The following is a 12,537-nucleotide window of genomic DNA, read 5'->3' as shown; positions in this document are numbered from 1 at the left end:
CGATGAGCAGTGTGCGCGTCGACAGCTGGGTCTGGGCCGTGCGGCTCACCAAGACCCGCTCCCAGGCCGCCGCGGCCTGCCGCGCCGGCCATGTCAAGGTCAACGGGGAGCGCGCCAAGCCCGCCCAGGCCGTGAAGCCGGGCGACGAGGTACGGGTCTTCCACGGTGGCCGGGAGCGGATCGTCGAGGTGAAGCAGCTGCTCACCAAGCGGGTCGGTCCGCCGGCCGCCGCCGAGGCCTACGTCGACAACAGCCCGCCCCCGCCGCCCCGCGAGCACGTCGCCGTGGCCGCCGTCCGCGACCGCGGCACGGGCCGCCCCACCAAGCGCGACCGCCGCGAGCTCGACCGGCTGCGCGGACTCCAGCCCTGACCACGGGGCCCTGACCGCGCCGCCGTCCCCCCCTCCGACCCGACACGGGCCGCCCCACGCTGACGCGGAGGCGGCCCGTCCGCGTCAGCGCACCGGCGTGCCGAACAGTGTCGTGAGCCGCGCCGAGCCGGTGCCGAGCCCCTGCGGCCCCCGGCGCGCGAGCGTCGAGCCCGCACCCCGGTGCACATCCTCGGGGCCGTACCGCCGCACGCCGCGATGCCAGTGCAGGATGCCGGCCAACCAGTCCTCCAGCTCGCGCAGATACGCCTCGAAGGCCGCCCGGCCGCTCGCGTCGAGCCCGAAGTCGGCGTACAACAGCGGGATTTCACGCCGCTTCAGATGCTCGTACTGCTGGAGCCGCCCCCGCATCAGATCGTCGACCATCCGCACCGCCGTCGGGTAGTCGCAGTCGAAGAACGTCTGCACCACGAGCACCAGGTTGTGCAGCTCGCCCTCGACCTCGATCTCCTTCTGGTACGAGAACAGATCGTTGATCATCGCCCCGTAGTCCATGACGGAACCCTCCAGGGCCCGCACGGTGCCGGTGTCGAAGATCCCCGGCGGCAGCGACTCGGTCCGGCGCAAGCGGGCGAGCAGCATGGTCAGTTCGGAGCCGAAGGTGCTGCGGCGCATCTCGAGGTAGTCGACCGGGTCGGGCACCCGGTGCTGGGCCACGTTGAGCAGTTCCCACATCCAGCTGTCCAGCATCGACTCCAGGGCCGCGCGCAGGCGCGCCCGGGCCGCCTCGTCAATCAGTGCGGTCGTGCGCGCCCAGAGGTCGGCGAGGGAACGCTCCAGAGGGTGCTGAGGGGACGGTGTCGCCGCTGAACCGGCGTGCGAGAGAAGGGCCTTGAGGCGGTCCGTCTGCTGCTTCGCGCCCGGCAGGTTGCGGGGGCGGCCGAAGACGATCGGGTAGTAGTCGTCCGCGTACGTGCCCCAGGTCAGCCACAGCGCGCTGAGCTCCAGCTCCTCCAGCGTGCCGTCCGGGTCGAGACCCGCCGAGCACAGCGCGAAGTCGAAGCCGTCCAGCATCCGCCGGTCCCAGATGTCGTCGAGCAGCCCCATCCGCTGCGCCCACTGCTCCGAGCGGCGCTTGGCCTCGGCGTGGTGCGGATTCAGCGTCAGCGGGTACGGCAGCCGGAACTCCGGGAGCAGGGACGGCCCGACCCTCTGGTGCGGCACATGCGTGAGGGTGCGCGCCCGGCCCCGGGCCGGGCGGCCGAGCAGGTTCCTGATGTCGAGCGCCGAGGTCCCGAGCCCGGCGGAACGCCCCGAAACGCCGGTCACCAGGCCCTCGTTCATATAGCGGCTGGACCGCAGATGCCACTCGTGCCCGCCGGACTGCCAGTCCTGCAGTCCCTTCGTGTAGGCGGCGACGGCCGCCGCCTCCGCCGGACCCAGGCCCTGCTCCACGCAGAGCGCCGGCACCTCGGTGAGCGCCGTGTTCTCGAACTGCTGGAGGCGCGAGGTCAGCAGGTCGTTGACGGCGTCGGCCGCCTGCTGTGTCGTACAGCCGAGGAACGTCTCCAGGACCAGGACGCCGTTGCTGTTCTCGCCCTCCTCCTCGACCTCCCGCTGGTACGAGAAGAGGTCGTTGCGCAGATGCACCGCGTCCGAGAACGCGTCCCGCAGCACTCGCAGCGGCCGGGAGTACGCCACCCGCTCGGGCACCTCCGCGCCCGCCGCGTACTCGACGAGCCCCGCCGACCAGGGCGCACCGCCCACCTTGCGGCGCATCTCGATGTACTCGACCGGATTGGCGATCCGGCCGTCGGTGATGTTGTCGAGCTCCCACAGCGACTCGTTGAGCAGTGCCTCGGTCGCCTCGGCGAACCGCACCCGCCAGGCCGCCGACATCGCCGGCACCGTGCGCCGCCACAGATCGGCCAGGCCCGCCTCCACCGGATTGGCCGGCTCGGGCATCCCGGCCGCGGGATCGGCCGGCATGAACAGCGGCAGCCGGTCGAGATAGGCCTTGCCGGCCGGCCGGTTCGGCGTGCGCTTGAACACCTCGAGGAAGTGGTCGTCGAAGAAGAAGACCCAGGTGTACCAGTCGGTGACCAGGGACAGCGCCTCCGCGTCGCAGTCCGGGTGGGTGTACGAGCACAGCAGCGCGTAGTCGTGCGCCCGGAGGTCCGCCTCCTCCCAGATGCCGGAGCCCTCCAGCATCCCCATCTCCCGCGCCCAGTCGCACGTGTGCGTGCGGGCCGCCTCCAGATGGGGATTGAGCCGGGCCGGATACGGCACATAGAAATCCGGCAGAACGAAGGGCTGAGCCATGCCAGGGAGGCCTTTCGGTGAGCGTCGGGCGGGCGTCCGGGCGAGCCCTACCCCTCGGCCCCGGGCCCCACGCGAGCACCGGAATAGTCGTACCGGTGGCATGAGGTGCCGGTCGGACCGCGCCCCGCTCCGCGGTCCGACCGGCACCTGTCCGATGTCGGCCGCGCTCCCTCAGCCCTGGGAAACGCGCACGTCAGCGGCCTTCACAAAGGCCACCCGATGGCCGAACTGAATCTCGTAGTACTCCTCCTGGCCACGCACGACCGCATGCCCCGTCGTGTCGAACGTCGGAGCGAAGAGGTACTCGCCGGGGGTGCGGCCACCGACCACGTACGTCTGCCCCGCGAGCAGCCTGTACGGGAGCGGCGACACCGCCTGCACCGGCACCCCCGCCGGATAGGCCGAGGCCTCCGGATACGCCCGCCCGTACACCGGCACCGACGCCAGACCCTCCTTCGGCGTCAGGACGAGCCCCCGCGCGTCCACCGCCGTCGGTTCCTTCGGCGGATTGTGGAACCACGCCTTCTGCCCGAGGTACCAGACCGCCGTCCAGTCGCCCTGCCGCTCCGCCACCGCGAAGCTCTGGCCGGTCGAGGCCCGCGCCCCCGTGTCGTTCACCCCGGTCGTCGCCTCCTGCCCGCCGGGGTAGAGCCCGATGTCCTTCACCAGCGGCGCGTCGGCGCTCGGGGCGGTGTGCAGGCGCACCGCCCCGCTCCCGTGCGGCGCACACGCCACCCCGGCCGTCGTGCACCCCGTGTACACCGGCCGGTTCGCGGTGTAGTCCGGGCGGATCGTCACCACCCCGGCGTCCGGCCCGGCGCTCGGCGTGATCGGCCGGCCGAGCAGCTGGAAGTAGTGCGCCCAGTCCCAGTACGGACCCGGATCCGTGTGCATCCCCTTGATGGTCGACGTCACCGTCCCCGGCACGTTGTCGTGCCCCAGGATGTGCTGCCGGTCCAGCGGGATGCCGAACCGCTGCGCCAGATAGCGCACCAGGCGCGCCGACGAGCGGTACATCGCCTCCGTGTACCAGGAGTCCGGCGACGTCAGAAAGCCCTCGTGCTCCAGGCCCACCGACTTGGCGTTCACGAACCAGTTGCCCGCGTGCCAGCCCACGTCCTTCAGCGCCAGATGCTGCGCCACATGCCCGTCCGAGGAACGCAGCGAGTACTGCCACGACACATACGTCGGGTCCTGCACCAGCTTCAGCGTGGTGTCCCAGTCCGCCTCGGTGTCATGGATCACGATGTAGTCGACCGACTGCGACACCGGCCGGTCCGCCTTGTCGTGATTGCCGTAGTCGCCGTCCCCGAACTCCTCGTACGGCGCCGGCACCCACTCGCACGCCACCGTCTCCGGACACTCCACCGGACCCTTCGCCGCATCCCGGAGCCCCAGCGCGGCCAGCTGCCCGGTGGCCGGAACCACCGCCGGATCCGGCGCGAGCGTCACCCGCTGCCCGGAGTCCGTGGTGCGCGACTGGCCGCTCCGGATCACGTCGAACACGTCGTCCGCGTAGGCCGCGGCCGTCGCCGTGTCGTCCGCACCCGAAGAGCGGGCCACCGCCCCGTACCAGTCGGCCGGGTCCGCGCTCGCCGGCAGCCCCGCCGCCCGCTGCGCCTCGGCGAGCAGCGCCGCACCGCCGTCGATGTTCGCCGCCGGGTCCGTACGCAGCTCCGCCGCCGGCCGCCCGGACAGCCGCGCCGCCTGTTCGAGCGTCCGCAGCCGCGCGGGCGGCTCACCGGCCGGCGGCGAGGCTACCGCCCCAACCCCCGTGCGGGGCGCCCGGGCGTCGTCGCCGCGCGCGTCCTCCGTACCGTCCGCGTGATGCGGCGCCGAGGCCAGTGCGGTCACGGCGTCCGTCAGATGCATCGGACCGTAGCCGCCGGTCACGCTCGGCGCGCCGCCGTGCCCGTCCCAGCGCGACTGCAGATACGACACGGCGAGCAGCACGCTCTGCGGTACGTGATGCCGCTCGGCCGCCACCGCGAACTGGCGCTGGAGCGAATCCGGCTCGGGCGTGCCGGCGGTGGCCGAGGGCATCCCGGCGAGCAGTGGAAGGAGCAGGACGGCCGGTGCGGCACGTCTGAGGGACGCGGAACGGAGCAAGGCAGCCTCCAGCGACAGGGGGAGAACGGGGGCGTGCGGAACCGAACCCGTACAGGGGTATCCCGTTCCAGACGCCCCGTCAATCACCTGTCGCCACCGGCGATTTCCCACGTCAGAGCGGCTACGCGCGCGGCGGCGCGGAGTTTCGCGCGGGCGGCCCGCCCGCCTGCGGCGCGTCAGTGGTGTGGACCATTGGGGTCGCCACGCCGCTCCCAGGGCGAGGCGCGGGAAAAACGAAGCACCGCGCCCCGGTGTGTCGGCACCGGGCGCGCGGCGCGCCACCCCCGTACTGCGTCGGACCGCTTCGCTACCGCGTTCCGACCGCCGCGCGCACGGCCCGCCGTGCCATGGCGCAGTCGTCGTGCAGCCGCCGCAGCAGCAGCCGCTGTTCCTCGCCGGGCGAGACCGCCCCGGCCGGCACCGGCACCGAACCCGCCGGCGGCGCCTCCTTGATCGTGCGCTGCACCGCCGTCTCGTACGTCCGGATCTCGCGGGTCAGCACGATCATCAGGTTCACCAGGAACGCGTCCCGCGCCGCCGGCCCCGCCTGCTGCGCCAGCTGGCTGATCTGCCGCCGCGCCAGGGGAGCGTCCCCGAGCACCGCCCACAGCGTCGCCAGGTCGTAGCCCGGCAGGTACCAGCCCGCGTGCTCCCAGTCCACCAGGACCGGACCCGCCGGCGAGAGCAGGATGTTCGAGAGCAGGGCGTCACCGTGACAGAACTGCCCCATGCCCTGCCGCCCGCCCGCGTGCGTGAGCCCGCGCAGCAGCTTCTGGAGGTCGTCCCGGTCCCGGTCGGTGAACAGACCCTGCTCGTGGTAGCGCGCCACCCGCGCCCCGTAGTCGAGCGGCGCGTCGAAGGTACCGGCCGGCGGTCGCCAGGCGTTCAGACGTGCGATCGCACCGAGCGCGGCCCGCACGTCCGCCCGCGGCGGCGCGTCCACGGGGTGGCGCGTCAGGGCCGCGGCCCGCCCCGGCATCCGCTCGATCACCAGCGTGCAGTTCTCCGGGTCTGCCGCGATCAGCCGCGGCGCCCGCACCGGAGGACGGTGCCGGACGAACGAACGGTAGGACGCTATTTCGTGCCGGAACCGCTCGACCCACGCGGGGGAGTGGTCCAGTAAACACTTCGCCACCGCGGTCGTCCGGCCGGTCGTCCCGACGATCAGGACGGAACGGCCGCTGCGCCGCAGCACCTGCACTGGATTGAACTCCGGGCAGATCCGGTGGACGGACGCGATGGCCATGCGCAGTTGGGCGCCCTGGGGGCCGGACAGGTCGATCCTCCCGCTGGGCGGCTGGACGGTGCTCCCCGCCCAGCGCCTCGGCCGCACCGCTCCCTGGGCGGGAGCGGGGGCGAGATACGGACCGGAACCGGCCGGGACGGTGCGGTGGAGCGGCCGGGGCGGAGCGGACACGGAGGACGATGCTGTGTACATGGAGGAGACAGATCCCTTCGTGCGCCGACGAGTTGCGTGCGTCGCCCCGCGAGACCGAACGGTCCGCACCCTGGGGAAAATGTGGGCCGGTCGGCGGCGCGGGGTGGCGCGTTCCTACCTGACACCCAGGCGCGGGTGGCGGAACATCGAGCGCACCCTGGCGAACCCTGGCGAATTGTCGCCAGGCCTATGACAGGGGGCTACTGTCAACTCAGCCGAGAACCTGGGGGCTTAGACGTGACAGAGCAGACCAACACCCGCCTGGCAGACCTCTTCGGCCTGGCCGGCTGGTCCAAGGGCGAACTCGCGAGACTCGTCAACCGGCAGGCGGCGGCCATGGGCCACCCCCAGCTGGCGACCGACACCTCACGGGTACGGCGCTGGATCGACCGGGGGGAGACCCCCCGCGACCCCGTGCCCCGGGTGCTGGCAGCCCTGTTCACCGAGCGACTCGGCCGTGTCGTGACCATCGAGGACCTCGGGTTCGTACGACACGGGCGCGCCGGGAAACGGCAGAACGTCAGGAACACCGACAACCCTGACGGGCTCCCCTGGGCGCCCGAGCGTACGGCAGCGGTCCTCACCGAATTCACGGGAATGGACCTCATGCTCAACCGACGCGGCCTGGTGGGCGCGGGTGCCGCGCTTGTCGCCGGCTCCGCACTGACCAACGCCATGCACGACTGGCTCCACACCGACCCCGCACACCCCGGCGCCGCCCCCCGCGCCATCGATCCCCTCCACGCCGACCCCGCTGGGTACGACCGCTACGAGGCCGCCCCCATCGGGTCGGAGGAGATCGAGGCCCTGGAGCGCTCGGTGGAGGTCTTCCGCGCCTGGGACGCCTCCCGTGGCGGCGGCCTCCAGCGCAAGGCGGTCGTGGGCCAGCTCAACGAGGTGGGCGGCATGCTCGCCTACCACCACCCCGAACACCTCCAGCGCCGCCTGTGGGGCGTGGCCGCCAACCTGGCCGTGCTCGCCGGCTGGATGTCCCACGACGTGGGCCTCGAACCCACCGCCCAGAAGTACTTCGTGATCGCCGCGCACGCGGCCCGCGAGGGCGACGACCGGCCGCGCGCCGGCGAGGCGCTCTCCCGCGCGGCCCGCCAGATGGTGCACCTGGGCCGGCCCGACGAGGCACTCGACCTGATGAAGCTCGCCACCTCGGGCTCCGGCGAGCGTCTGCATCTGCTGCCGCGCACCAAGGCCATGTTCCGCACCATCGAGGCCTGGGCGCAGGCGTCGATGGGCCGCGGCCAGGCCATGCGCCGTACGCTCGGCGAGGCCGAGGACCTGTTCGTGTCCGACAAGGGCGAGGACAAGCCCAGTTGGATGCAGAACTTCGACGAGGCGGACCTGCACGGCATGCAGGCGCTCGCCTACCGCACCCTCGCCGAGCACGACCCGGCGGCCGCGGTCCCGGCCCAGCGCCACGCCAGGCTCGCCCTGGAGCTGCGCCGCGACGGGCACAACCGCTCGAAGCTCTTCGACCACATCTCGATGGCCTCGGCCTGCTTCATCGCCGACGACCCGGAGCAGGCGGCGGGTTACGCGCGGCTCGCGCTGGTCTCCATGGGCGACACCTCCTCGCACCGCACCTGGGTCCGGCTCCGCGAGATGTACCGGCTCACCGGCGAGTACGCGGGCTACACCAAGATCGACCACCTGCGGGAGGAGATCAAGACGGCCCTCCCCAAGGCGCCGACGAACCGCCCGAGGACGGGGGAGGCGTGAGGGGCCGGGGGAGCGGATGGGAGGTCCGCGGGGTGGTCCACGGGGTCCGCGAAGGCCGCAGGGTCCGCTGCGGACGTGCGGAAGGAGCGGGCCGGGCCCGCTCCTGATTCCGGGGTACGCGTACGCGTCCTGCGCGCGTCCGGAGCACGCGTACGTGTCCTGCGCGTGGGTGCTGTCGCGGCGGCAGTGCCGGGGTCACCGCCCGACCCGGACCACCATCACGCAGGCGTCGTCCTCGCGCGGCCCCTCGCCGAACTCCTCCACGACCGCCCGGACACAGTCCTGCGCGTCCCGTGCCGCGGCCAGCCGCGGGGCGAGGGCCAGGAGCCGCTCCGTACCGAGGCCGTCGTCCACGCCGCCTGCCGTGCGGGTCAGCCCGTCGGTGTGCAGCAGGAGCACGTCACCAGGGAGCAGCCGGGTCCCGGCCTCCTCGTACACGGCACTCGTCGTGGCCCCGAGGAGCACGCCCTCGGGTCTGGCCAGAGAGCGCCCCGTCCCGTCGCGGAACAGCAGCGGGGCGGGGTGACCGGCCTGCGCCCAGACGAGGATCTGGCCGGCGGGGTCGTAACGGCAGCACATCGCGCTGCCCAGGGCGGGCTGGACGGAGCTGTCCAGGAGCTGGTTGAGGTGTCCCATCAGGGCGCCCGGCCGGATCCCGGCCACCGCCATGCCGCGCAGCGCGCCGAGCAGCATCGCCATCGAGGAGGTCGCCGCGACCCCGTGGCCGGTCAGGTCGCCGACCGTCAGCAGCGCGTCCCCGTCCGGGAGCGCGAGTGCGTCGTACCAGTCGCCGCCGATGAGGCCGGGCGTGGCGGCCGGCAGATAGTGCCCGGCCACGTCGAGCGGCGCGGGTCCGTCGTGGGCGAAGCGGAGCGAGCCGCGCCAGGGCGGCAGGACCGCCTCCTGGAGCTCGACCGCCACCCGGCGTTCGGTGTGCTCGATGTGCTGGTGGCGCTGGAGGCTGTCGCGGGTCTCGCGGACCGCCCGCTCGGTGCGGCGCAGTTCGCTGACATCGCGTAAGACGGCCCACATGGACGCGGTGCAGCCGTCGGAGTCGAGGACCGGCTCGCCCGTCAGATGCACCGTGCGGACCCGGCCGTCGGTGCGGACGATGCGGAACTCGCCGTCGATCGGCTTCCCGTCGATGAGACAGTCGGTCACCATCGTCTGGAGCAGCGTCTGGTCCTCGGCGAACACCATCGACGGCAGCTCGTCCAGGGACATCGGCCCGCTCTCCCGCGGGCGCCCGAAGATCTGGAACAACTCGTCGGACCAGTGCGCGGCGTCCGTGAGGAGATCCCACTCGGCACTGCCGACGCGGGAGAGGAGGGAGCCGGTGAGCCGCTGCGAGGGGAGCGGCGCGGGCAGGCCGGACTCGGCGTGGACGGCGCCCGCGGCGGAGGGGAAGGGGGCGAGACCCGGGCCGTCGTCGGAGCCGGAGACGGAGCCGGGAAGGCCGGCTTTCAACTGCCCCAAGTGGGCACCGAGATCATCGAGTTGATGCACCGCCAGATCGCACAGGGCGCGCTGCCACCGGTTGTGCGGGTCGTCCTCGTCCGCGACGGCGTCCCGGCGTACCGCGTCGACCCCACCGCGCAGCCGGCGCGTCTGCGAGATCAGTGCGTCCACCGTGCCCGGCTCGGGTGGTTGGGCGGGACGGTCCGCGAATTGATGGGACGGCATGTCGTACTCCGATGCAGGCGACGTGGCGCGGCCAAGTCTGGGAGGTGGATCCCGGGTACGACTCTCGCACAGCCCGGGACACCTCGTAAGACATTCGGCAACACTCGATCCGGTGGTGCTTCTGACATATGCCTTCGGCGCGCGGAGAGACCAGGCGAGAATCGGCCAACGCCGTACAGGTTACGGTGCTGGTGTGGTGAGCGACGAGGTGAACGCAATGGGTACGGCCGTGCTGTTGGCCGCGGCGCCGGCCGGACGGGGACGTGCCATGGACGCGGCGTCCGTGCTGCCCGCGCTCGCGGCGGTGCCCGCCGGGGTGCTGGCCGGGGCGCACATGGCCACGGTCGTCGAACTGGCGGACCCCCTCGACCCGCAGACCGTTCTCACCCGCCTCCGCGCGGCCGCGGCCACGCCGGGACCGCTCGCCCTCTACCTCGCCGGCCAGGTCCAACTCGACCGCCGCCAGCGGCTTCCGCACCTGGCGCTCGCCCGCAGCACGCCGACGACCCTGCGCTACACCGGACTTCCCTGGCACTGGCTCGCCACCGAACTCGCCGCGCGCCGCCCCGGCACGACCCACGTCGTCGCCGACCTGGCCGCCGACCCCGAGCTCTGGCAGCGCCTCACGACGGACCCGTCCGCCCTCACCCTCGGCCCCGCGATCCCCCTCTACGCCCGCATCACCCCCTTCCCCCGCCGCGGCCCCCTCACCACCCCGGACTACCTCCGCCACTTCGCGACCCTGTGGCGTACGGGCGCCAGGCCGCCGCTTCCGGTGCTCCACCTGGAGGCGGCGGGGGCGGCCGCGGCGGCGGGCCCGCAGACGGAGTCGCTGCTGCTGACCCCGCCGGAGGCGTCGGCCCCCGCCGTGGCGCCGGCTCCGGCTCCGGTCCCGGTGCCGGCTTCGGCAGCGGTCCCGGCTCCGGTCCCGGCTTCGGTCGCGGTTCCCGCTCCGGAGCCGGCCTTCGTGGAGTCGCCGCCGACGAGGAGGCTGGGGCGTGCGGGCGCGGCGGTACGGACCGACACGCCTGACAGGCCCGTCAGGCCCCCGCGGCAGGCGAGCGCGGAAGCCTCCGTGCCCGTGCCCGCAGCGGTCGGAGCCCCATCGGAACACCCGCCGCACGGGGGTTCCGTGGTCGCTCCCGCAGCGCCCGCCGGGCCGCCGCGGCCCGGGACCGGGGCGGATCCGCATCCGGCGATTCTGGCCGCGGCGATGGACGGGCGGCACAGCGAGGCCGCGGCGGTGGCGGCCGCGTGGGAGAGTGACGCGCTGCGGCGGTACGGGCCGCGGTCGGGGGAAGCATTGCACTGGGTGGAGGTGCGGGCGGATCTGGCGCGGTTGGCGGGGGAGCCGGCCCGGAGCTGCGAGCTGTGGATCGCCGCGGCGCAGGCCCGGCTCGGGCTGCGGCAGGGCCCGAACGAGCCCGACGTGGCGGGCGCGGTCGATCGCGCGCACCACCAGTGGGAGCAGATCGAGGACCCGGCCAGGGCCCGTGCCCTCGGCCCCGCGCTCGTCGAACTGCGCCGCGCCGTACCGGGCCGCCACGCCGGAGCGCTCGCCGCGCTCCAGCGCAGGCTGGGCGGCTGAGCGGGCCTCCCGGGCCGTGCCGACGCGACCCCGTGGGCCGTACGTCCCCGGGCCTGCCATCATCGACGTATGGCCCCCGTCCCCGCCTCACCGCCGCTGACACCGCTCGTCACCGAGCGCCTCGTGCTGCGCCCCGTACGTACCCGGGACCTGCCCGCCGTCACGCGCCTGTGGACCGACCCCGAGGTGCGGCGGCATCTGGGCGGGCCGGTGGTCGAGTCGGTGATCCGCATCCGGCGGGAGCGGATCGTCGGCGCGCCGGGCTGTCACGCCGTCGAGCGCGTCGCCGACGGCGCGGTGCTGGGCCTGGTCACGGTGGCGCGGGCGGGACGGGACGGGGAGACGGAGGTCTCGTACCAGTTCCTGCCCGAGCACTGGGGACAGGGGTACGCCCGCGAGGCCGTCGCCGCGGCCGTCGACCACGCCCTCGCGGAGACGCCCAGCGTCGTCGCGGTCACGCAGGAGGCCAACGTCCGCTCCCGCCGCCTCCTGGAGGCCGTCGGCATGACCCACGCCGAGTCCTTCGTGGAGTGGGACGCCCACCAGGTCCTCTACCGCCGCCGACGCACGTCCTGAGACCGACCTGCCAGATCCTGCGCGGCCGAGCAACAGCCGGACGCCGCCGGGTGTCCGAACCGGGTGCGCGCATGCGAGAAGCCCCTGGAAGCCATGGCTTCCAGGGGCTTCGGCAGCGGTCCCGCGAGCGGTACGGCGTACGGATCGCCGTGCGGACCGTCAGTAGGCCGGGGCGGCCTTCGGGTTCGGGCCGTGGGCGTTCACCTGGGCCTCACCCTCGCTGGCGAGGAAGACGATCAGGATGATGAAGCCGACGAACGGCACGAGGTCGATCAGGATCCACCAGCCGGAGCGGCCGGTGTCGTGCAGACGCCGGACGGTCACACCCAGAGTCGGCAGGAAGACGGCCAGGAAGTAGATGACGTACAGCAGCGGGTAGGTGCTGATCGCCATGTCGATGGCCATGACGATGATCGCCGCGATCAGGTTGAACAGGGTGAACATCCAGAATTCCTGGCGGCGCGCCCGGCCGCTGAATACTGCGTACTTCTTGAGAACGTCGAGGTACCAGTTCACTTTGTCCCCCCAAGGACTGGGTGTATGAGCGGGAGAGCCTGTCCCTGTGGAGCAAGGCTTACGCAGAACTTATGTGGCCGAAACCTCGTGGGTCAATTCGTTACCTGGCGGTGGCCGTTCACAGACATGGGCGCGACAGAAGTGAACGGCGTCGCCCCCTCGCGCGCCAGTCGGTGGTGGCCTTGATGACGGAGGTGAACACGAAACGGGCGGAGCCGTTGGTGAGGACGTAACTGGCGGTC

At 73.0% G+C, this 12,537-nt stretch carries 9 protein-coding genes; 4 read left to right on the top strand and 5 right to left on the bottom strand.

The window, feature by feature from the left end:
* The first annotated feature begins 2 nt into the window (after window positions 1–2).
* Complete coding sequence (locus tag AB0C73_RS16610; protein WP_362530034.1) at window positions 3–371, top strand: RNA-binding S4 domain-containing protein; 369 nt, start codon at window positions 3–5, stop codon at window positions 369–371.
* Window positions 372–455: 84 nt separating this feature from the next.
* On the opposite strand, the gene AB0C73_RS16605 is transcribed toward AB0C73_RS16610, so the two are convergent.
* From AB0C73_RS16605 to AB0C73_RS16595, 3 genes are all read right to left on the bottom strand, one after another.
* The gene (locus AB0C73_RS16605) at window positions 456–2,651 is read right to left on the bottom strand and encodes a germacradienol/geosmin synthase (RefSeq protein ID WP_362530031.1); all 2,196 of its coding nucleotides are present in this window, start codon (window positions 2,649–2,651) and stop codon (window positions 456–458) included.
* 171 nt (window positions 2,652–2,822) lie between these two features.
* Window positions 2,823–4,694 carry a peptidoglycan recognition family protein gene (locus tag AB0C73_RS16600; protein ID WP_362530473.1) on the bottom strand — a complete coding sequence of 624 codons (1,872 nt, stop codon included), beginning with the start codon at window positions 4,692–4,694 and terminating at the stop codon, window positions 2,823–2,825.
* Window positions 4,695–5,067: 373 nt separating this feature from the next.
* Window positions 5,068–6,198 (bottom strand): aminoglycoside phosphotransferase family protein, encoded by a 1,131-nt coding sequence (locus AB0C73_RS16595; RefSeq protein ID WP_362530028.1) that lies wholly within the window; start codon window positions 6,196–6,198, stop codon window positions 5,068–5,070.
* 237 nt (window positions 6,199–6,435) lie between these two features.
* Between AB0C73_RS16595 and AB0C73_RS16590 the strand changes: the two genes are divergently transcribed.
* Complete coding sequence (locus AB0C73_RS16590) at window positions 6,436–7,932, top strand: hypothetical protein (protein ID WP_362530026.1); 1,497 nt, start codon at window positions 6,436–6,438, stop codon at window positions 7,930–7,932.
* A gap of 195 nt (window positions 7,933–8,127) precedes the next feature.
* On the opposite strand, the gene AB0C73_RS16585 is transcribed toward AB0C73_RS16590, so the two are convergent.
* Window positions 8,128–9,615 (bottom strand): SpoIIE family protein phosphatase, encoded by a 1,488-nt coding sequence (locus AB0C73_RS16585; protein WP_362530024.1) that lies wholly within the window; start codon window positions 9,613–9,615, stop codon window positions 8,128–8,130.
* 217 nt (window positions 9,616–9,832) lie between these two features.
* On the opposite strand from AB0C73_RS16585, the gene AB0C73_RS16580 reads away from it, so the two are divergent.
* Together AB0C73_RS16580 and AB0C73_RS16575 are read left to right on the top strand one after the other, a co-directional pair.
* Complete coding sequence (locus tag AB0C73_RS16580; RefSeq protein ID WP_362530022.1) at window positions 9,833–11,203, top strand: hypothetical protein; 1,371 nt, start codon at window positions 9,833–9,835, stop codon at window positions 11,201–11,203.
* A 69-nt stretch (window positions 11,204–11,272) separates the two neighbouring features.
* Window positions 11,273–11,779, top strand: a complete 507-nt coding sequence (locus AB0C73_RS16575; RefSeq protein ID WP_362530019.1) for a GNAT family N-acetyltransferase — start codon at window positions 11,273–11,275, stop codon at window positions 11,777–11,779.
* 159 nt (window positions 11,780–11,938) lie between these two features.
* Here the strand turns inward: AB0C73_RS16575 and AB0C73_RS16570 are convergent, their stop codons facing one another.
* The gene (locus AB0C73_RS16570; RefSeq protein ID WP_362530016.1) at window positions 11,939–12,295 is read right to left on the bottom strand and encodes a DUF805 domain-containing protein; all 357 of its coding nucleotides are present in this window, start codon (window positions 12,293–12,295) and stop codon (window positions 11,939–11,941) included.
* Window positions 12,296–12,537 lie beyond the last annotated feature (242 nt).

Origin of the sequence: Streptomyces sp. NPDC048623, from assembly GCF_040650755.1 — a bacterium.
Taxonomy (GTDB): domain Bacteria; phylum Actinomycetota; class Actinomycetes; order Streptomycetales; family Streptomycetaceae; genus Streptomyces.
This window is presented reverse-complemented; position numbering and strand designations above follow the sequence as displayed.